Source organism: Ruegeria sp. R8_1, from assembly GCF_017743815.1.
In the GTDB taxonomy this organism is placed as follows: Bacteria; Pseudomonadota; Alphaproteobacteria; order Rhodobacterales; family Rhodobacteraceae; genus Ruegeria; species Ruegeria lacuscaerulensis_A.
In genome coordinates this window covers 441,230-460,771 of sequence record NZ_JAGHRL010000002.1, presented here as the reverse complement: position 1 = coordinate 460,771, position 19,542 = coordinate 441,230, and the positions used below count along the sequence as shown (strand labels likewise).

The window sequence follows — 19,542 nt, the reverse complement described above, 5'->3', positions numbered from 1 at the left end:
TTTTTCTCCCCCAAGAAATGAAAAAAGGAAACTCAAATCAAATCAGCGCCTTAATAATAAAATTGCAAAAATGAAAATATTTTTCAAGAAAATTGCATGGCGCCCTGCATTCCCGGACACTGACCTCAAATGCGGAGGAACACGTCATGTCCAACCAAAACCCTGTTTTCATTCCCGGCCCGACTAACATCCCGGACAGGCTGCGTCTTGCAATGCAGGTCCAGACTCAGGACCATCGCGCCCCTGATTTCATCGAAACCTTTGCCCCCGTTCTTGAAGACACAAAGAAAGTTTTTGGCACCACCTGTGGTCAGGTCGTCACCTACCCCGCCAGCGGAACTGGCGGGTGGGAAGCTGCGGTGACCAACACGCTTAACCCCGGCGACAAGGTGCTGGTGGCCCGGTACGGCGTATTCAGTCACCGTTGGATCGACCTGTGTCAACGGCATGGACTGGACGTTCAGGTGATCGACTGCCCTTGGGGCAGCGGTGCCCCTGCCGAGCAGTTTGAGACCGCCCTGTCCAAGGACAATGCACACCAAATCCGTGCAGTTCTGGTGACCCATAACGAAACCGCAACCGGCGTTCGGTCGGACATCAGTGCAGTTCGGCGCGCAATAGACGCAGCCGATCATCCCGCGATGCTATTCGTGGATTGTGTTAGTTCCCTAGCGTCCATGCCGTTCGAGTTTGACGATTGGGGTGTCGATATCGCCGTTTCCGGGTCGCAAAAAGGGTTCATGCTGGCAACCGGCATGGCGATCCTTTGTGTCAGCCCCAAGGCTCTGGCGGCTTCGGCAACGGCGACGCTACCGCGCACGTTCTTCGATTTTCGCGACATGATGCAAGCCAACGCGTCTGGCGGCTTTCCTTATACCCCACCGCTGCAACTGATCTACGGGATGCGTGAAAGCCTGAAAATGTTGTTCGAGGAAGGGCTTGAGAATGTCTATGCCCGCCACACCCGTCTTGCTGAAGGCGTTCGGCGCGCCGTTGATGCCTGGGGCCTGCAACTGGTTGCCGAGTCGCCTGAGCTTTATTCCGACACTGTCAGCGCGATCTATGTACCGGACGGTATCAACAGCAATGCGCTGACAGATCATGCGTTCAACGCATACGGGGTGTCATTCGGCATCGGCCTGGGCCAGCTTGACGGTAAGGCGTTCCGCATTGGTCATTTGGGTAGCCTGACGGATGCGATGGTCCTGTCCGGCCTGTCGACGATTGAGATGGCGATGGCCGATCTGCACTATCCGATCAACTTGGGCAGCGGAGTCGCCGCCGCACAGGATTTCTATCGCAAGGGGTCGCCGGACCACGCCAAGGCAGCCGCATAAGGAGGGTTGAGATGTTGGACCATTCACAAGCCGCCAACCTGACGATCGCGGACATGCGCGCGGCGCAACGGCGGATCGCACCTCATATCAGACGCACACCGCTGATGACGTCGGACTACCTGAATGACCTGACCGGCGCGCAGTTGTTCTTTAAATGTGAGAACTTTCAGGAGGCAGGTGCTTTCAAAGTGCGCGGTGCTTGCAACGCGGTCTTCAGCCTCAGCGAAGAAGAGGCCGTCAAGGGGGTGTGCACCCATTCCAGCGGCAACCACGCGTTGTCGCTCTCATACGCTGCGGGTCGCCGGGGTATCCCGTGCAACGTCGTTATGCCCCGCACCGCGCCTCAGGCCAAGAAAGACGCGGTATGCAGGTATGGCGGTACCATTACGGAATGCGATCCTTCAACTTCATCGCGCGAGGCTACCTTTGCCGAGGTTCAGGCCCGGACAGGTGGTGAGTTCATCCACCCCTACAACGATGCGCGTGTGATCGCAGGGCAAGCCACTTGCTCGGCTGAATTGCTGGATCAAACCGGCGGCGTTGACGCCGTAATCGCCCCGATTGGCGGCGGCGGCATGGTTTCGGGCACCTGCCTGACCGTCTCGAACCTTGCATCCGGCACAGAGATTTACGCGGCCGAACCCGACCAGGCAGATGATGCGTTTCGGTCCTTCAAGGCTGGGTATATAATTGCAGACGACGCACCCAAGACCGTCGCTGACGGCTTGCTGGTGCCCTTGAAAGAGAACACATGGCACTTTGTCTCCAGCCATGTGACGGACATTTTCACAGCCTCTGATGACGAGATCATCGCCGCTATGAAATTGACGTGGAAGCACCTTCGGGTGGTGATGGAACCATCTTCGGCGGTGCCATTGGCGGTCATCTTGAAGAACCAAGACGTGTTCCGCGGCAAACGTGTGGGCGTGATCATAACAGGCGGGAACGTCGATTTAGACAAGTTGCCATGGCTGCAAGGATGAGGAGAGAGAATATGAACAAATCCACGAAATTTGACGATCTCGAGGTCGGCTTCGACATCCCTGCCGCCATTGGGATGGACGAGCGAGATATCCAGACGCCAAGCCTGATCCTGGACCTTGATGCGCTTGAACGAAATATCAAGAAGATGGGTGACTACGCCAAAGCGCACGGGATGCGGCATAGGGTGCATGGCAAAATGCACAAATCCGTGGACGTAGCCAAGCTACAAGAAGAACTGGGTGGCGCGGTCGGCGTGTGCTGTCAGAAAGTGTCCGAGGCCGAAGTCTTTGCCCGTGGTGGTATCAAAGACATCCTCGTATCCAATCAGGTGCGCGACCCAGCCAAGATCGATCGCTTGGCGCGTCTGCCCAAACTGGGTGCGCGCACAATCGTCTGCGTAGATGACGTGGACAACATCGCCGAGCTGTCGTCGGCAGCCACGCGGCACGGCACCGAGTTGGAGGTTTTTGTCGAAATCGACTGCGGCGCAGGACGTTGCGGCGTGACCTCGACCGCAGCAGTCGTTGAAATCGCCCAAGCGGTTCACGCCGCTGCAAATCTTAAATTCACAGGAATACAGGCCTATCAGGGTGCGATGCAGCACATGGACAGTTATGAAGCCCGCAAGGAAAAACTGGACGTCGCCATCGCGATGGTCAAAGACGCGGTCGAGGGTTTAAAAGCCGAAGGGATAGACTGCGAACTGGTCTCGGGCGGAGGAACTGGGTCGTATTATTTTGAAAGCGAGTCAGGCGTTTACAATGAACTGCAATGCGGGTCTTACGCGTTCATGGATGCCGATTACGGACGCATTCTGGACAAGGACGGCAACCGGATCGATCAAGGTGAATGGGAGAACGCGCTGTTCATTCTGACCAGTGTCATGAGCCATTCCAAACCTGATATTGCAGTCTGCGATGCGGGTCTCAAAGCCCAGTCTGTCGATAGCGGCCTGCCCTTCGTTTATGAGCGCGACGACGTGGAGTACCTCAAATGTTCGGACGAACATGGCGTGATTGGCGACCCGGACGGGGTTTTGAAAGTCAATGACAAACTACGGCTGGTGCCCGGTCACTGCGACCCCACTTGCAATGTCCATGACTGGTATGTCGGCGTACGCGGCGGCAAAGTCGAAGCCTTGTGGCCAGTGTCGGCGCGCGGAAAGGCGTACTAAGCGATGAGGGATGCCATGACTACTCAAGACGGACCGCTGATCGTGACCGAGGATTTATGTGCCCAACTCGTGGGCCGTCAACAAGCATTTGATGCTGTCGAGGCTGTCTTTGGCGCCATGGCCAGCGGCGGGGCGCGAAACTTTCCCGTGATCCGCGAGGCTTTGGGCCACGCAGATGCGATTTATGGGTTCAAGTCCGGGTTCGACCGCGAAGGGCAAGTGCTGGGTGTGAAGTCCGGTGGGTATTGGCCAGGGAATACAGATCGCGGCCTGACTAACCATCAATCCACAGTGTTCCTGTTCGACCCGGATACGGGGCGACTGTCGGCACTGGTTGGCGGCAACTATCTGACGGCAGTGCGCACTGCGGCGTCATCTGCTGTGTCCATCGCTCATCTGGCCCGTAAGGACGCCAAGGTTCTGGGCATGGTCGGGGCTGGCCATCAATCCACCTTTCAACTGCGCGCAGCCGCCGAGCAACGCATGTTCGAAAAGGTCGTGGCGTGGAATCCACATCCTGACATGCTGCCTCGATTGGCCTCCGTCGCTGACGAGATCGGGTTGGAATTCGAAAGCGTCAGCCCACAGGAGTTGGGCGCACAGGCGGATGTGATCATCACCATCACCTCGGCTTTCGAGCCCCTGCTGATGAAGGAGTGGATCAAACCCGGCACCCATCTGGCCTGCATGGGCACCGACACCAAAGGAAAGCAAGAGGTCGACCCGGCACTGGTCTCTGCGGCCTCGGTCTTTACGGATGAGGTGGCGCAATCCGTCTCGATTGGTGAAGCGCAGCACGCCGTCGGCAACGGGGCTCTTACAAAGGAGGCGATTACGCCCATCGGCGCTGTGATCAATGGCGTTCATCCTGGCCGGGTTTCGGCGGATCAGATCACCTTGTTCGACGGAACAGGCGTCGGCCTGCAGGATCTGGCGGTCGCATCCGTCGCCGCACGGCTGGCTGAGGACTGCGGGTTAGCCCAACGCATTGCGTTATAAACAAAAAAGCGCGCCTCGTACGGGGCGCGCTTGTTTAGCACTGGCTTAAGAAAATCAGCCCCGGATCACCTTCGAGAACTGGTCAAAGATCGGCTCATTCGAACAGATAACCTCACCATCCTCCAAGACACTGCCTTCTGGATTGATGGCTTGCACAAATCCGCCAGCTTCTTTCACGATGATGATCCCGGCTGCCACGTCCCACGCGTTCAGTCGACGCTCCCAATAGCCTTCGTAACGCCCTGCAGCGACATAAGCCAAATCCAGCGCTGCCGATCCCCAACGGCGCACGCCAGCGCAGGTGGGCATGATACGGGCCAGATCCTGCAAGGTCGCAGGCAGGTCGGAACGGCCACCAAAAGGCAAACCGGTCGCAAAGATCGATTCGATCATACGGTGACGGCCAGAAACGCGGATGCGGGTGTCGTTCATCCACGCGCCCTCGCCCTTTTCGGCAAAGAACATCTCATCCTTGGCGGGGTCATAGATCACGCCCGAAACGATCTTGCCCTTGTGTTCCAGAGCGATGGAAATCGCCCAATGCGGCAGGCCGTGCAGGAAGTTGGTGGTGCCGTCCAACGGGTCGACAATCCAGCGGCGCGTTGGGTCTTCACCCGCCTGCCCGCCGCCTTCTTCACCCAGCCAGCCATAGGTCGGGCGCGCGCCCAGCAATTCCTCTTTCAGGATCGCCTCGGCGGCGATATCGGCCTTGGAGACAAAGTCACCCGCACCTTTCATCGAGACCTGCAGGTTCTCGACTTCGCGGAAATCCTTGACCAGAGACCGCCCCGCCTTGCGCGCGGCTTTGATCATGATGTTGAGGTTTGCACTGCCTACCATTGTCCCAGGGCTCCTGTTCGGTCAAACCGCGCGTATACTGATGCAATGCGCCCTTGCCAAGAGGCTTGATGCGCATAGCCGCCCCGCGTTTCGCGCCTATTGCAATTGCAGCTTGCGCGCCTCGGTCCCGGCCAGTTCGATCAGTTCCTGCACATAGGGTTTTTCAAGATCCTCGGACCGCACTGCCGCATACAAGCTGCGGGTGATCCCGTCCTTGGTCAGCGGCCGGGTTACATAGTCCGAGTTATACTTGACCTCGCGCACCACCCAGTCGGGCATGACCGAAATCCCCCGGTTCGAAGCGACCAGCAAAAGGATGACCGCTGTCAGCTCTACCTGCCGGATGGCCGCCGGTTCCACCCGCGCGGGGATCAGCAACTGGCTGAACACGTCCAACCGCGTGCGTTCGACCGGATAGGTGATCAGAGTCTGACCGCGAAAATCCTCGGCCTCGATGAAATCCTTTTGTGCCAATGGGTGGGCCGAGGCCGCAACAAACACCGCGTCATAGTCGAACAGCTTGATGAACTCGACCCCCGGCAGGTTTTCTGGGTCCGAGGACACGACCAGATCGACCTCTTCCTTCTGCAGCGCGGGCAACGCGTCAAACGCCAGACCGGGGCGGATATCGACATCTACATCCCCCCAGGATTTACGGAACGCCTCCAACACCGGAAACAGCCATTCGAAACAGGCATGGCACTCGATCGCGATATGCATCCGGCCCGTGCGCCCATCGCGCAGCGAGGTGAACTCCTGCTGCGTCGCTTCGACCTGCGGCAGAATCTGTTCGGCCAGCCGCAACAGGCGCAACCCCGCCGCCGACAGCTTCATCGGCTTGGAGCGGCGCAGGAACAGCTCAACCCCGGCCTGATCCTCAAGCCCTTTGATCTGATGGCTCAGCGCCGATTGGGTGATATTCAGCTGGTCCGCCGCGCGGGCCAACCCGCCGCATTCATGAATCGCCTTGATCGTGCGCAGGTGCCGGAATTCGATGTGCATTCAATGGAACTCATGTTGTTCTTGAGGAATATGAGTTTGTCTCACAATGCGGGTCATGGCACAAGGCCTGCGACCAGTATTTACGAGGCCGAGATGACACAACCTGAGATTTCATTCGAATTCTTCCCGCCCCAAACGCTCGAGGCCTCGTTCCGCCTGTGGGACACCGTGCAGACGCTGGCTCCGCTGGACCCGCGCTTTGTGTCAGTCACCTATGGCGCTGGTGGCACCACGAGGGAATTGACCCGCGATGCGGTGGCGACTTTGCACAAGTCTTCGGGCCTTCCGGTGGCCGCGCATTTGACGTGCGTCGATGCGACCCGCGCTGAGACCCTGCAAATAGCGGATTCTTTCGCCAAGGCAGGTGTAAAAGACATCGTGGCACTGCGTGGCGACCCCCCCAAAGGACAGGACCGGTTCGTCCCTCACCCAGACGGGTTCGCCAATTCGGTCGAACTGATCGAAGCGCTTTCGGACACCGGCGCGTTCAAAATCCGCGTGGGCGCCTACCCAGACATCCACCCCGAAGCGCAATGCGCCCGCACTGATGTCGACTGGTTGAAAGCCAAGCTGGACGCTGGCGCAGACGAAGCGCTGACGCAGTTCTTCTTTGAGGCCGAGACTTTTTTCCGCTTCCGCGACGCCTGCGAAAAAGCCGGGATCGACAAGCCCATCGTGCCGGGCATCCTGCCAATCGAGAACTGGAAAGGCGCGCGCAACTTTGCCAAACGTTGTGGCACACGCATTCCCGGCTGGATCGAGCAAGCATTTGACAAGGCCCTCCGGGATGACCGCGAGGATTTGCTGGCTACTGCATTGTGCACCGAGCTGTGCTCGGACCTGATAGAAGGCGGTGTGGACAAACTGCATTTCTATACACTGAACCGGCCAGAACTGACACGCGATGTCTGCTTTGCCCTTGGGATCACACCAAAGCCCTCGTTGCAGAACGTGGCCTAGAGAAAGGCCGAACGATACCCGGTCAATCAGACGCAATAGTGGGAACAATCAAAACACTTAACTCGAAATTGTTCCCACATACCCCCTAAAAACTCACCAAATTTGACAAAATTGCGACCGTCACAACACTAGGACATGTTGTTGTTTAGTGAGTGATTTGGGTATGGAAGCAGTTGAAAAGATCAAGGCGCGGACAGATGCTTTGTATGCGCTTGGGCTGGACCACACTGCCAGTTCCGACGACATCCGCAACGCTTGGCGCAAGATTGCCTTCAGCGCACATCCTGACCGCGCTGACAATGATTGCTCGGATTTTGTCCGCGCCAAAGACGCTTATGATCTTCTTCGGCAAGAGGGGCTGACCACCAAAAGCCCGATGCATGGCAAGCCCAAAAGGCCCAAGCTGCGCAAACGCGTGATCCGTTTGAAAGATACCGAAGTCAGCGCGTGTCGTGATCTTCTTGCTCGGGCGTTGGCCCATTCTGGCAACATTGCGCCAACTGACGATGGCGACCAAATCGTTGCTGACTCGGACCACATCCCCAGCGCTATCGAGTGTTTTGGTCGTAACCTGATATACTTCGTGAAATCTCCGGTTTGCAAAGGTGCGAACCGCGTTGCTTTGCCGACATCTGTTCTGGTCGGGTTTCGCAAAACGGAAACCGAAGTATTGAATTTCCAATCCAAGAACGCAGGTGCCGGCGAAGTCGTTGTCCCTGACGAGATCATGGCCCGAAAGTTTCCTGGCGCCAAAAGTGTTCGCATACGGTTCGATGCGGATCAGGCCATGCAGGATGCCTTTGAACTGGCAAGCTGAGACCTGAAATGCAAAAACCCGGCTGATGCCAGCCGGGTTTTCGTTTGTCAGATTCCAATTAGTTTGAAATCGGAGCGTCCGAGGTAAATTTCGGGATAACTGCGGTCGAAGCTTTCGCAGGCTCGATACCCGGCCAGTTACTTTCTGCCAGATTGATGTTACCCGGGATATCTTCTTCGAAAAACCCAACAACCACGTCCGTGATGTTCAGGTACAGCTTGTCATCAACGATGCGCCACAGGTTCGGGTTGGCCGGAACCTTGCCGCCGCGCGACACGCCATAGGCGCAATGGCCATCATATTGCGGCGCGTAGTACGCGGGATTTTCCAAGAACTTGTCACGGTTTTCTTCGGTCGAGAATGCCCAGGTTGCGCCATTGTATTCAGCGGTGATGTCGGAACGTCCACGAACGCCCGCCGGCTGCGCCTTACCAACCGGTGACTGATCCAGACTGCGATATGCCACAACATCATAGCCTGAAACAGCAAAACCAGTTCCATCAACATACTGATCGCCAGCGAATGCCGGGACAGCGAATGCCAGCGTTGCTGCAAGGGTCAGGGCAAAACGTTTCATATAGGTCAATCCTCTTGTCCTTAGGTTTCAAGGTCACCCGCATTCCGGGTCTGAGCAGACAATAAGCGATTTCATGGCGCAGAGCAGTCCCGCTCGCGGCGCTGTGACGTCCGATGAAGAAACGTGAGAGTATTGGCGCTGAATGTTACAAAATGAACCACAGATGCGGGGTTGGACTCGGCGCTTTGCAATATTAGCTGTTGTTGAGGACAGACAATGCACACCAGATTTGCTGAGAAAGGCCAGAAATGAGCGAGCAATCGACCTATACCCCACCAAAGGTTTGGACTTGGGACAGTCAGAATGGCGGACAATTCGCCAATATCAACCGCCCCATTTCCGGCGCGACGCATGACAAAGACCTGCCCGTAGGACGCCATCCGTTCCAGTTGTATTCGCTGGCAACGCCAAACGGTGTCAAAGTCACGGTGATGCTGGAAGAACTGTTGGCTCTTGGCCATGAAGAGGCCGAGTATAACGCCTGGCTGATCAATATCGGCGAGGGCGATCAATTCAGTTCGGGCTTTGTCGGGGCAAACCCGAACTCAAAGATACCCGCGCTTTGGGATCGGTCGGGGGATGAACCTGTGCGCGTGTTCGAAAGCGCCTCGATCCTGTTTCATTTGGCCGAGAAATTCGACGTCTTTCTGCCGAAATCCGGCCCCGAACGGACTGAGGTGATGAACTGGGTGTTCTGGCAGATGGGCAGCGCACCTTATCTGGGCGGCGGGTTCGGCCATTTCTATGCTTATGCGCCCGAGAAGTGGGAATACCCGATCAACCGGTTTGCCATGGAAACCAAGCGCCAGTTAGACGTTCTGGACAAGCAACTGGCGGAAAATGCCTATATTGCAGGCGACGATTACAGCATCGCCGACATGGCCATCTGGCCCTGGTACGGTCAGTTGGTTTTGGGACGTCTGTATGACGCCGCCGAGTTCCTGGACGTCGAATCCTATAAGAACGTTATGCGTTGGGCCAAAGCAGTCGACGAACGCCCCGCAGTACTGCGCGGTCGCATGGTCAACCGTCCCTTCGGTGAAAAGCACATGCAGCTTCACGAACGCCACGAGGCCAGCGACTTTGAGACCCGCACTCAGGACAAACTGGAACCTGCAGCGGAATAACGCATGGGCCTCGCAGCTTGATCTGCGGGGCCTGATTATCGCAGAATTGGTGGTTTCTCCGGGTCGCTGCCCGGTGTGATCTGCGCATATTCGGACGTCTCGGGCTGGGGCAAATCGAACCTTAGCCCAACGCGGGCCAACGCTGCAGCAGCCGGGTCGTGCGCTGCAAAAAAGCCGACATCCATGGCCCCAGCTTCGATACCCGAAAAGGTCAACGCCTCGGACGCAGCTTTGGCCAGCGCAGCCTCAGCCCCGCTCACCGCTCCGACAAAGCCCAGCAGATGACCGGTGCCGCCCTCAGCCGTCTTTGTGCCGACCAGATATGCCGCCTGCGCTAGACCAACGGCTGTTGCCAGTTTGGCGTCCAGGGCCGTCAACAGATCGTCGGGCAACCCAACGGGAGGCAGGAACTCGGACAGGTGTTGCTGCACTTCCTCTGGCGCGTTCTGCAAAGTCGTAGCCAACCATCCAAGGGCCTCGGACGGGATCAACATGGACGATGGCGCGACCTCAAGGTTCAGACCCAGACCAATCCCCTGACCGGCTAGCATGTTGGACAAAATCCGCCCCGACAAAGCAACATAAGGCACGGGGCGTTCCGCAAATCGGGCAAGCCGGTCTTCCCGATCGAAGGCCAGAACAAACCGGCCGTCAGCCACATCGAACAGTTCAGGCGAGATGTTTTCGTCTTTCGCCTCTTCGGTCAGCAAAAGAAACAACTCGCTGTCCGCCAGCCGTTCAAAAAAGCGCAGCCGGGCAGCATCGTCCAGTGGGGCAGCCTCCATCGCGGAATGGGCGGCATCCAGAGCTGTTGTGTCAGTCATTCAGAACCTCTTGCACCCGTGCACGCAAGACCGGCAGAAGCTCGGCCTCGAACCAGGGGTTTTTCTTCATCCATGCCGTATTCCGCCAAGACGGATGAGGCAAGGCAAAGACGCGCGGCGCATGGTCCCGCCAGTTGCGCACCGTTTCCGTCACCGAGCTTTTGGTGCCCAGGTGATATTTATGCGCATGGCCCCCGACCAGAACCGTTAACGGCATTTCGCCCAGCGCTTGCATCACCCGGTCATGCCAGGTTTGCCCGCAGATCGGCGGTGGAGGCAGATCGGCTTTGCGCACATCATATCCGGGAAAGCAGAATGCCATTGGCACAATCGACACCTTTGAGCGGTCATAGAATGTCGGTTCATCAAGCCCCAACCAATCCCGCAGGCGATCTCCCGAGGGGTCGGTAAAAGGGCGGCCGGATTCGTGAACGCGTGCGCCGGGTGCCTGCCCTGCAATCAGAACCGAAGTTCCTTTGCGGAACCAGACCACTGGTCGAGGTTCGTGCGCAGTGTGCGTGTCGGCAAACCTATCGGCGCAGATCCTGCAGGCTGCGATGTCTTTCTCGAGTGTATTCATCAGATCGCAAGGTTTCCTGCATCAAAATGAGTAACGGTTAGATCAAAGGATAGACAACGCGCCTTTGGACGCCAACAGATGGAAAAGTCACAATAGCAACAGCATGCAAGCGAACGCATTGATCACCCCCCTCATTTTTCGACATAATGCAGCACGCGTGAACGCGGCATCACCGGCTTGGTCGGTGCAATAAAAAGACATATGTAGCAGGCCCAGTATGCTTGAGTTTGAGAACGTCAGTAAGTCTTTCTGGACCGGGACGCGCCGCAAGGTGATCCTGGACCGGGTGTCGTTCCGGGTTGAGCTTGGGAAATCTCTGGGCGTGCTTGCCCCGAACGGCACTGGCAAAACAACACTGATCAACATGATGGCCGGGTTAGAGAAACCGGATGAGGGCGTGATCCGCAAGTCATGCCGGATTTCGTTTCCGATGGGGTTCACCGGTGGCGTTGCGAACAAGCTTTCGGCATTGGAAAACGCGCGATATATCGCGAAAATCTATGGCATGGATCCCGACTACGTCGAAGCCTATTGTAAATGGCTGTGCAATCTGGGCGAGTATTTTGACCAGCCAATGGCCACGTATTCATCAGGCATGAAGGCCCGTTTCACCTTTGCCTTGATGCTGGCACTTGATTTCGACATGTATCTGATTGACGAAGGCATGCCCGCCACCACGGATGTCGAATTCAACAGGAAAGCCGGTGACATTCTGAGGGAAAGGTTGCGCACGACCACGTTGGTCATCGTATCCCACAGCCCTGCAGTGCTGGAAAAATTCGCCCGTCAGGCTGCCGTTCTCGTGGACGGTCAGCTTTACATGTTTGACACCTTGGAAGAGGCTAAGCAGCTATATGACTACCAAACCCAAGGCTAGCATCTACAACCTGCGCCGCAAACGCAAAGGCTCTGGCGACCCTGAAGCGCGCGCTGAGGCGATCTCGCGTATTCGCAAGGCAACGCAGGCTCCGGCCGCCGCGAACGAGTCGCAGACTGCTACTGAAATCGACGAGATCAAACGCGAAGGGCTGACCGGACGGCAGCTTAGGGTGGCACGACGTCTTGCTCAGAAAAACGGGCTTGCCGCGACCTCGGATTATGATGCTGTACGCCTTTTGCGGAAAAAAGGTATCGACCCGTTTGAACGGGCTAACCTTTTAGATCTGGCCGCTGAAAAGAAACACACTGAGGGTGAGGCCAAGGACAAAATCACCATCCAACTGCCCCAAGCGTTTTCTGAAGCCGCTCAAACCCTGCCTGGCCCTGAAATGAACCCGGCAGAGCGTCGCGAGATTGAGATCAAGGAGATCCAAAGGGACATTGCCCGCAGACGCAGGCGAAAGCTGATGGCATTGTTCGCGCGACTCGCTGCATTTGTTCTGCTTCCGACGCTAATCGTGGGCACCTATTTCTATCGCTACGCGACACCAATGTATGCCAGCGATTCGGCTTTCTCGATTCTTCAGGCCGATGGCGGAGGCGCATCGTTCCGTGGGTTTTTGGCCGGTACGCAATATGCCACAGCGCAGGACTCGGTGGCGACGCAGGAGTTCCTGGAATCCAAAGATGCCCTTCTTCGATTGGATCGGGACATGGGCTTCGCCGACATCTTCAAACAGGAGTGGATTGATCCAATTCAGCGCCTGTCGCCTGATGCCAGTCTGGAAGAAACCTACAAGCTGTTCAAACGGATGATAACGATCGGATATGACCCAAGCGACGGGATCATACGGATGGAGGTTGCCGCCCCATCGGCCGAGCTTGCCGTCGGCCTGTCCGAGCGCTTGTTGTCCTATGCTGAAGAAACGATCAACGGACTGACCGAGTTGAAACGCGAAGACCAGATGCGCGAGGCCCGCACCGCATTCGAGTTGGCCCAGGCCGAGCGCCGAAAAGCGCAGGAAGACTTGATCGAGTTGCAGTTGCAAGGTGCTTTACTGGACCCTGAAAACGTGATCGCTGGTCTGCGCGGGCGCATCAACGCGCTGGAAACCGAGATTCAAGACAAAGAACTGCAATTGGCTGCTTTGCTGGACAACCTGCGGCCCAACCAAGCCAAGGTCGATGGCGCGCGTGCAGATATCCGTCGTCTTGAACAAGTCCTGGATGAGCTTAATGCACAGATGCTGGATGTCTCGGCAGGCGAAAATTCGCTTGCCCAGCTTAGCGTGCGCCTTCAAATGGCTCAGGCCGATTTGATTGCCCGGGACATGATGCTGCAAAACGCTATGCAGCAAATGGAAACCACCCGGACCGAGGCTAACCGTAAGGTTAGATATCTGACAGTCTCGGTTAATCCTGTGCCCAGTCAGGACCCCACTTACCCGCGCAAATTCGAAAATACGATTTTGGCATTCCTGTTGTTTGCTGGTATCTACCTGTTGATCTCGCTTACCGCGTCGGTCCTTCGTGAACAGGTATCCTCGTAAGACACATGAAACATGTAAAAATCTCCGATCTCACGGTCGGCAATGATCTGCCTCTGACAATCATTGCCGGCCCCTGCCAGCTTGAAAGCGCCGATCATGCCCAAATGATCGCCGGCAAAATGAAAGAGGCCTGCGATGCCGCCGGTGCGCAATATGTGTTCAAGGGCTCGTTCGACAAGGCCAACCGCACCTCGGTAAATGCCGCCCCTGCTTTGGGGTTGGAAAAGGGGTTGGCCGTTCTGCAATCGGTCAAGGACAGCATCGGGGTGCCAGTCACCACCGATGTGCATGAGAAAGAGCAATGCGCCCCAGTGGCCGAGGTGTGCGATATCCTTCAGATCCCTGCGTTTCTTTGTCGCCAGACTGCCTTGCTTAAGGCGGCAGGCGCAACAGGCGCGGTGGTGAACGTCAAGAAAGGACAGTTCCTCGCCCCTTGGGACATGCAAAATGTTGCTGCCAAGATCGAAAGCACCGACAACCACAACATCATGTTGACCGAGCGTGGAGTCAGCTTTGGCTACAACCGCCTGGTGGTCGATATGCAATCGTTACCGGAAATGGCGCGAACCGGGTATCCGGTGATCATGGATGCCACGCACACTGTGGCTCAACCCGGCGGTTTGGGCGGCGCATCCGGTGGCCAGCGCGAATTTGCGCCTGTTATGGCGCGTTCGGCCGTTGCTGTTGGCGTTGCTGGCGTCTTTATGGAAACGCATCAGGATCCGGACAATGCGCCATGTGATGGTCCGAATATGATTTACCTGGATCAGATGCCTCAACTGATTGATACATTGATGCGATTTGATACGCTTGCCAAAGCCAATCCGATTCAGATTTAACAACCGAGATTCTTGATGACCAAACCACTCCCCGAGGTGACCCCAAACACCTGGACGTTTCTGCGCGACGCGATGATCAAGCCAACGGGTTTTCGTGAATACGACGCGCGTTGGAAATACCCCGAAGAGATCAACTTGCCGGGCATGACAGCGCTGGGTCTGGGTCTTGGAACACAGATGCGTCGCCGCGGAATCGCGCCGGTGATCGCGGTTGGCAACGACTATCGAGACTACTCTCTTGCGATTAAGAACGCGCTGATCCTGGGGCTGATGCAGGCGGGGATACAGGTCAAGGATATCGGCCCGGCTCTTAGCCCGATGGCTTACTTCGCGCAGTTCCATCTGGATGTGCCTGCAGTTGCGATGGTCACGGCCAGCCACAACCCGAACGGCTGGACCGGGGTTAAAATGGGGTTTGAGCGACCATTGACTCATGGCCCCGATGAAATGTCCGAGCTGCGCGACATCGTTCTGAACGGCGAAGGTCAGCCGCACGAAGGCGGTTCCTATGAATTTGTCGACGGGGTGAAAGAGGCGTATATCGACGATCTGGTCGGCGATTTCAAAATGTCCCGCCCGCTTAAAGTCGTCTGCGCGACGGGCAATGGAACTGCGTCGGCCTTCGCACCCGAGGTTTTTGAACGGATGGGGGTCGAGGTTGTGCCCAGTCATAACCGGCTGGATTATACCTTCCCCAACTACAACCCCAACCCCGAAGCCATGGAGATGTTGCACGACATGGCCGACAGCGTGAAATCCAGCGGTGCCGACATGGCGCTTGGGTTTGACGGTGATGGCGATCGTTGCGGTGTTGTAGATGACGAGGGCGAGGAGATATTTGCCGACAAGGTCGGAGTGATCATGGCTCGCGATCTGGCCAAGCTGTACCCGAATTCCACCTTTGTGGCCGATGTGAAATCTACCGGCCTGTTTGCCAGTGACCCCGAGTTGCAGGCCCACGGCGTCAAAGCGGATTACTGGAAGACGGGCCACAGCCATATGAAACGGCGGGTTAAGGAAATCAATGCGCTAGCTGGTTTCGAAAAGTCGGGCCACTACTTCCTGGCTGAACCCATCGGGCGTGGTTATGATTGCGGGATGCGCGTGGCGGTTGAGATCTGCAAGCTTATGGATCGAAACCCCGACAAAAGCATGTCTGATCTACGCAAGGCCCTCCCCAAGACTTGGTCGACCCCGACCATGTCACCCTACGCGGCGGATACCGAAAAATACGACATCCTAAAGCGTCTGGTCGACAAGCTGGTCGCCAAATCCGAAGCTGGCGAGACTTTCGCAGGGCGCAACATAAAAGAGGTGGTCACTGTCAACGGGGCCCGTGTCATTCTGGACAACGGCAGCTGGGGATTGGTTCGCGCATCGTCCAACACACCCAATCTGGTTGTCGTATGCGAAAGCAGCGAAAGCGAAGAAGAGATGCGTGCGATTTTCGCTGATATCGACGCCGTCATTCGAACGGAACCCGGCGTCGGCGACTACGACCAAACCATCTGAACCGGCATGGGGTGCACTTTGCGCCCCCTGCCCTCTCAATCTGCGCCCAAGAGTTTCAATAACCCTTTTGCGGCCTCTTCCTGCAGCTTGTTTTTTACCGCATCTTCGATGCTTTCCGTGTCGGTCACCGCAACTCCAAGCTCATCGCCAACCTTTTCCAGAACTTTTTGCTTGGCATCATCCTCCAACTCTTTGACTTTGCCCTCTGCTGCCGCTTCAAGCACTTTGCTTAGGTCAGGTTGGATCGATGGATTGCTCCAGGGGCCGACAATGCGAACGGGTACCGAAAGGCCCTGACCTGCGTTAGCCCGCAATGCTGTAGGGGTGAAAAGATAATCAATGTCACGCGCGCCAATGCCCACACGCCCCTCACCATCCGCACGGAAATTCTTGAGTGACATCAACAAGTCGTCGTTCCTAAGCACGCCTTGATCCAAGGTGAAACTTGCTGAAAGGCTGTTGAAGACGGTTGTCCCACCCGTTTCCGAGCTGCGCCCCATCAGACGGTCCAGATCAAATCCGCTGATGACCCCGGCACCAACATCCAGCCGCCCATCGCCGCTGAGCGACCGCATGATCTGATCTTCGGTTTGGCCGACACCGAGGAACTTGAACGAACCTGTCCCGGTCCCTGACAGACGATCGACACCCGCAAGCGCAGTCAAAGCCTGTTCGATGTCGATGCCCTCGACCTTGAGGTCACCGCCGACCGACAATCCGTTTCGGTTATTGGCTACGACTTGCCCAGTCAACTGACCTGAAAACAAGCTGGCCGGATTCATCTGCAGAACTGCGCGCGACCGATCAAGGTTCAGCGTCAGATCACTGGGGCCCAGGGTCAGTCCCGAAACCGCAATCGAGCTGGCCTTCAGCCGAATTTTCCCGTTCGCCAGTGCCAAAGCCGATGCGTCGATAGGATCGGTGGACCACCCTGCGTCATTAACCGGACCTGTGCTTGTTTCGCCTGACGGACCTGCCGGGGCCGTGTTGTATTTCGACAGGTCCAAGTCACCAGCGTCCAGCCGCGCCGTGATTTGTGGAGGATCCGAGATCAGAATATCCGCCTCGCCGGTCACTCGGTTTTCGTCCAGTTGAGCAACCATATCGCGAACAGAAATGCGACCATCCTGCGTGTAAGTCATATGCCCCGATATGTCTGCTGCCGTCCCCAACCCCAGTGGTACGCCAACGCCAGCTTGACCGAAGGCTGCCAGCATCCGCTCGGTGTTTTGCGTTCTGACGTGGAAATTGCCGTCCATCTCACCAGCGAGGTTAACGCGGCCGTCAAATCGCACGTCTCCGCCGGGTGCGGTCAACGTCACGGTCAAAGGCGTCGCGACACCCGAAGCATAGGTGGGAAGGTCAGGAATCGTCAGATCGACGTCCACAGCGCCACCCGGCACCTTCATTTGGGCTTCGAGGGTCATAGGCGCACTCGGGTCCGGCCAACTTGCGGCCAGATCGACATTGTCGAAATCATACCGAGTGGAACCATTCTCGACATAGACAAGCCGCGCGTTCGTTAACTGCAGACGGTCTAATGTCACCGCGCCTTGCTGCCCTTGCGCTGGGGTCGCCGCTGCGCTGGTTGTGCCCTCAGTCGGGGTCGCTGAACTGAACTCCCAGTTCCCGCGCCCATCCGACAATTCCAGCCGCAGTGTCGGGTTTTCGGCAATGATCCGTTTGATCCGCAAATCGCCCCCCATCAGCGCCGCCGCGTCAACGCCCACGGCCAGGCTTTGGGCGCTCAGCATCGGATCGGAGCCTGCCCAAGGCGCGTTGCCAAAGGCAACGGGGCCGGTTTCCATTCCCAAGACAGGCCAGAACGATAAACGGACATCGCCCGACAGGTTCAGATCGCGCCCGGTTTCCGCTTTGACCTGCTCAGCCAGTATGGATGCCAACTTGTCACCTGGCATCAGTAGCAAAGCGCCGATTACCAGCCCAAGCACCGCTATAAAAAGGAAAACAATGCGCAACAGCCATTTCATTTTTCTGCTCTCCGCCCTTCGGCATGTTTGGAAAAGATCATTCTTGGCATTCACTGTATTTGCAAGGGGAAGCGTTCCCCACTATATGCCGCGCAATGAGTACAAACCCGCCAAACCTCCGCCCCGACCTGGCACCCGCTGCCCGGATCACCGACGCGCCCCGTTCGAACCAACCGACCATTGGTATGGTGTCGCTGGGTTGCCCCAAGGCTTTGGTGGACAGCGAACGCATCCTGACCCGCCTACGGGCCGAAGGATACGGGATTTCGCCAGATTATTCCGGGGCCGATGCCGTGATCGTGAACACCTGCGGGTTTCTCGACAGCGCCAAAGCAGAATCACTGGACGCAATCGGAGAGGCTTTGGTCGAAAACGGCAAGGTTATCGTCACGGGCTGCTTGGGGGCCGAACCGGATTACATCCGTGAACATCACCCACGCATCATGGCCGTCACCGGTCCGCATCAGTATGAACAGGTGCTGGACGCCGTGCATCAGGCCGTTCCACCCGATCCTGATCCGTTCGTGGACCTGCTGCCCGCCGCCAGCGTGCAATTGACCCCGCGCCATTACAGCTATCTGAAAATATCCGAGGGCTGTAACCACAAGTGCAAGTTCTGCATTATCCCCGACATGCGCGGTAAGCTGGCCAGCCGCCCGGCCCATGCGGTGCTGCGCGAGGCCGAAAAGCTGGTTGACAATGGCGTGCGCGAGCTGCTGGTGATCTCTCAGGACACCTCGGCCTATGGGTTGGACCGCAAATATGATGTGAACCCGTGGAAAGACCGCGAGGTGCGCAGCCACATCACCGATCTGGCGCGCGAGCTGGGGCAGTTTGATGCCTGGGTACGCCTGCACTACGTCTATCCCTACCCGCATGTGCGCGACTTGATCCCGCTGATGGCAGATGCGGGCTGCAACATGCTGCCCTATCTGGATATTCCGTTCCAACACGCCCATCCTGACGTTCTGAAACGCATGGCCCGCCCGGCGGCGGCTGCCAAAACGCTGGACGAAATCGCCGCATGGCGCGCCACCTGCCCCGATATCACGCTGCGTTCAACCTTTATTGTCGGCTATCCCGGTGAGACCGAGTCCGAATTCCAGACTTTGCTGGATTGGATGGACGAGGCGCAGCTGGATCGCGTTGGCTGCTTTCAGTACGAAAACGTGGACGGGGCGCGCTCGAACGATCTGCCTGATCACGTCCCGGCCGAGGTCAAACAGGACCGCTGGGAACGCTTCATGGAAAAGGCGCAGGCGATATCCGAGGCAAAGCTGGCCGCAAAGGTTGGACAAACGCTGGACGTGATCGTGGATGAGGTCGATGACGAGGCCGCCACCTGCCGCACCAAGGCCGACGCGCCTGAGATCGATGGCAATTTGTTCATTGACGAAGAGTTCGCGGATCTCAAACCCGGCGATATTGTCTCGGTCGTAGTGGATGAAGCGGGGGAATACGATCTCTGGGGCAAACTGGCCTGATCGGTCACTGATTATAGTCGAAGCGTGAGCCGAGTTTATTGGAGATCAACCACTCGGCGCCCCACA

At 57.2% G+C, this 19,542-nt stretch carries 18 protein-coding genes; 12 read left to right on the top strand and 6 right to left on the bottom strand.

Features of this window, described 5'->3' with window-relative positions; genetic code table 11:
* Nucleotides 1-146 precede the first annotated feature (146 nt).
* Genes bhcA through bhcD form a run of 4 tightly spaced genes read left to right on the top strand, consistent with a single transcriptional unit; the run spans nt 147 to nt 4,494 of the window.
* Nucleotides 147-1,337, top strand: a complete 1,191-nt coding sequence (gene bhcA / locus J7380_RS06355) for an L-aspartate--glyoxylate aminotransferase BhcA (RefSeq protein ID WP_209194973.1) — start codon at nt 147-149, stop codon at nt 1,335-1,337.
* An 11-nt stretch (nt 1,338-1,348) separates the two neighbouring features.
* Nucleotides 1,349-2,320, top strand: coding sequence for a beta-hydroxyaspartate dehydratase BhcB (gene bhcB / locus J7380_RS06350; RefSeq protein WP_209194972.1), 972 nt, complete (start codon nt 1,349-1,351; stop codon nt 2,318-2,320).
* Between the two features lie 11 nt (nt 2,321-2,331).
* On the top strand, nt 2,332-3,495 hold the full coding sequence (gene bhcC / locus J7380_RS06345; protein WP_209194971.1) for a 3-hydroxy-D-aspartate aldolase BhcC: 1,164 nt from the start codon (nt 2,332-2,334) through the stop codon (nt 3,493-3,495).
* 15 nt (nt 3,496-3,510) lie between these two features.
* Entirely contained in the window at nt 3,511-4,494 is a 984-nt protein-coding gene (gene bhcD, locus J7380_RS06340) for an iminosuccinate reductase BhcD (protein WP_209194970.1), read from the top strand.
* A gap of 54 nt (nt 4,495-4,548) precedes the next feature.
* On the opposite strand, the gene J7380_RS06335 is transcribed toward bhcD, so the two are convergent.
* A complete protein-coding gene (locus tag J7380_RS06335) occupies nt 4,549-5,334 on the bottom strand; it encodes an inositol monophosphatase family protein (protein WP_170753297.1) in 786 nt (261 codons plus the stop codon).
* A gap of 96 nt (nt 5,335-5,430) precedes the next feature.
* Nucleotides 5,431-6,336 (bottom strand): LysR family transcriptional regulator, encoded by a 906-nt coding sequence (locus tag J7380_RS06330; protein WP_209194969.1) that lies wholly within the window; start codon nt 6,334-6,336, stop codon nt 5,431-5,433.
* A gap of 93 nt (nt 6,337-6,429) precedes the next feature.
* On the opposite strand from J7380_RS06330, the gene metF reads away from it, so the two are divergent.
* A complete protein-coding gene (metF, locus tag J7380_RS06325) occupies nt 6,430-7,296 on the top strand; it encodes a methylenetetrahydrofolate reductase [NAD(P)H] (RefSeq protein ID WP_209194968.1) in 867 nt (288 codons plus the stop codon).
* Between the two features lie 163 nt (nt 7,297-7,459).
* Complete coding sequence (locus J7380_RS06320; RefSeq protein WP_209194967.1) at nt 7,460-8,113, top strand: J domain-containing protein; 654 nt, start codon at nt 7,460-7,462, stop codon at nt 8,111-8,113.
* Between the two features lie 58 nt (nt 8,114-8,171).
* On the opposite strand, the gene J7380_RS06315 is transcribed toward J7380_RS06320, so the two are convergent.
* Nucleotides 8,172-8,690, bottom strand: coding sequence for a YHS domain-containing (seleno)protein (locus tag J7380_RS06315; protein WP_209194966.1), 519 nt, complete (start codon nt 8,688-8,690; stop codon nt 8,172-8,174).
* 248 nt (nt 8,691-8,938) lie between these two features.
* On the opposite strand from J7380_RS06315, the gene yghU reads away from it, so the two are divergent.
* Nucleotides 8,939-9,817, top strand: a complete 879-nt coding sequence (gene yghU / locus J7380_RS06310) for a glutathione-dependent disulfide-bond oxidoreductase (protein WP_209194965.1) — start codon at nt 8,939-8,941, stop codon at nt 9,815-9,817.
* A gap of 35 nt (nt 9,818-9,852) precedes the next feature.
* Here yghU and J7380_RS06305 read toward each other — a convergent pair whose 3' ends face one another.
* On the bottom strand, nt 9,853-10,641 hold the full coding sequence (locus tag J7380_RS06305; RefSeq protein WP_209194964.1) for an SseB family protein: 789 nt from the start codon (nt 10,639-10,641) through the stop codon (nt 9,853-9,855).
* A complete protein-coding gene (locus J7380_RS06300) occupies nt 10,634-11,221 on the bottom strand; it encodes a uracil-DNA glycosylase family protein (RefSeq protein WP_209194963.1) in 588 nt (195 codons plus the stop codon). Before J7380_RS06300 ends, J7380_RS06305 begins: the two co-directional genes overlap by 8 nt.
* 217 nt (nt 11,222-11,438) lie before the next feature.
* Between J7380_RS06300 and J7380_RS06295 the strand changes: the two genes are divergently transcribed.
* Genes J7380_RS06295 through J7380_RS06280 form a run of 4 tightly spaced genes read left to right on the top strand, consistent with a single transcriptional unit; the run spans nt 11,439 to nt 16,001 of the window.
* Complete coding sequence (locus tag J7380_RS06295; protein WP_170352393.1) at nt 11,439-12,098, top strand: ATP-binding cassette domain-containing protein; 660 nt, start codon at nt 11,439-11,441, stop codon at nt 12,096-12,098.
* Nucleotides 12,076-13,650, top strand: coding sequence for a capsule biosynthesis protein (locus tag J7380_RS06290; protein WP_209194962.1), 1,575 nt, complete (start codon nt 12,076-12,078; stop codon nt 13,648-13,650). Before J7380_RS06295 ends, J7380_RS06290 begins: the two co-directional genes overlap by 23 nt.
* Before the next feature lie 5 nt (nt 13,651-13,655).
* Nucleotides 13,656-14,489 carry a 3-deoxy-8-phosphooctulonate synthase gene (gene kdsA, locus J7380_RS06285; protein WP_209194961.1) on the top strand — a complete coding sequence of 278 codons (834 nt, stop codon included), beginning with the start codon at nt 13,656-13,658 and terminating at the stop codon, nt 14,487-14,489.
* A 15-nt stretch (nt 14,490-14,504) separates the two neighbouring features.
* Nucleotides 14,505-16,001, top strand: coding sequence for a phosphomannomutase/phosphoglucomutase (locus J7380_RS06280; RefSeq protein WP_209194960.1), 1,497 nt, complete (start codon nt 14,505-14,507; stop codon nt 15,999-16,001).
* 35 nt (nt 16,002-16,036) lie between these two features.
* Here the strand turns inward: J7380_RS06280 and J7380_RS06275 are convergent, their stop codons facing one another.
* On the bottom strand, nt 16,037-17,992 hold the full coding sequence (locus J7380_RS06275) for an AsmA family protein (protein WP_209194959.1): 1,956 nt from the start codon (nt 17,990-17,992) through the stop codon (nt 16,037-16,039).
* A gap of 95 nt (nt 17,993-18,087) precedes the next feature.
* Here J7380_RS06275 and rimO point away from each other — a divergent pair, with 95 nt between their 5' ends.
* Nucleotides 18,088-19,476, top strand: coding sequence for a 30S ribosomal protein S12 methylthiotransferase RimO (gene rimO / locus J7380_RS06270; protein WP_209194958.1), 1,389 nt, complete (start codon nt 18,088-18,090; stop codon nt 19,474-19,476).
* The last annotated feature ends 66 nt before the right edge of the window (nt 19,477-19,542 follow it).

Bases quoted from the DNA above. Each gene is read 5' to 3' on its own strand.
- bhcA (WP_209194973.1), top strand. From the start codon at position 147: ATGTCCAACCAAAACCCTGTTTTCATTCCCGGCCCGACTAACATCCCG.
- bhcB (WP_209194972.1), top strand. From the start codon at position 1,349: ATGTTGGACCATTCACAAGCCGCCAACCTGACGATCGCGGACATGCGC.
- bhcC (WP_209194971.1), top strand. From the start codon at position 2,332: ATGAACAAATCCACGAAATTTGACGATCTCGAGGTCGGCTTCGACATC.
- bhcD (WP_209194970.1), top strand. From the start codon at position 3,511: ATGACTACTCAAGACGGACCGCTGATCGTGACCGAGGATTTATGTGCC.
- J7380_RS06335 (WP_170753297.1), bottom strand. From the start codon at position 5,334: ATGGTAGGCAGTGCAAACCTCAACATCATGATCAAAGCCGCGCGCAAG.
- J7380_RS06330 (WP_209194969.1), bottom strand. From the start codon at position 6,336: ATGCACATCGAATTCCGGCACCTGCGCACGATCAAGGCGATTCATGAA.
- metF (WP_209194968.1), top strand. From the start codon at position 6,430: ATGACACAACCTGAGATTTCATTCGAATTCTTCCCGCCCCAAACGCTC.
- J7380_RS06320 (WP_209194967.1), top strand. From the start codon at position 7,460: ATGGAAGCAGTTGAAAAGATCAAGGCGCGGACAGATGCTTTGTATGCG.
- J7380_RS06315 (WP_209194966.1), bottom strand. From the start codon at position 8,690: ATGAAACGTTTTGCCCTGACCCTTGCAGCAACGCTGGCATTCGCTGTC.
- yghU (WP_209194965.1), top strand. From the start codon at position 8,939: ATGAGCGAGCAATCGACCTATACCCCACCAAAGGTTTGGACTTGGGAC.
- J7380_RS06305 (WP_209194964.1), bottom strand. From the start codon at position 10,641: ATGACTGACACAACAGCTCTGGATGCCGCCCATTCCGCGATGGAGGCT.
- J7380_RS06300 (WP_209194963.1), bottom strand. From the start codon at position 11,221: ATGAATACACTCGAGAAAGACATCGCAGCCTGCAGGATCTGCGCCGAT.
- J7380_RS06295 (WP_170352393.1), top strand. From the start codon at position 11,439: ATGCTTGAGTTTGAGAACGTCAGTAAGTCTTTCTGGACCGGGACGCGC.
- J7380_RS06290 (WP_209194962.1), top strand. From the start codon at position 12,076: ATGACTACCAAACCCAAGGCTAGCATCTACAACCTGCGCCGCAAACGC.
- kdsA (WP_209194961.1), top strand. From the start codon at position 13,656: ATGAAACATGTAAAAATCTCCGATCTCACGGTCGGCAATGATCTGCCT.
- J7380_RS06280 (WP_209194960.1), top strand. From the start codon at position 14,505: ATGACCAAACCACTCCCCGAGGTGACCCCAAACACCTGGACGTTTCTG.
- J7380_RS06275 (WP_209194959.1), bottom strand. From the start codon at position 17,992: ATGAAATGGCTGTTGCGCATTGTTTTCCTTTTTATAGCGGTGCTTGGG.
- rimO (WP_209194958.1), top strand. From the start codon at position 18,088: ATGAGTACAAACCCGCCAAACCTCCGCCCCGACCTGGCACCCGCTGCC.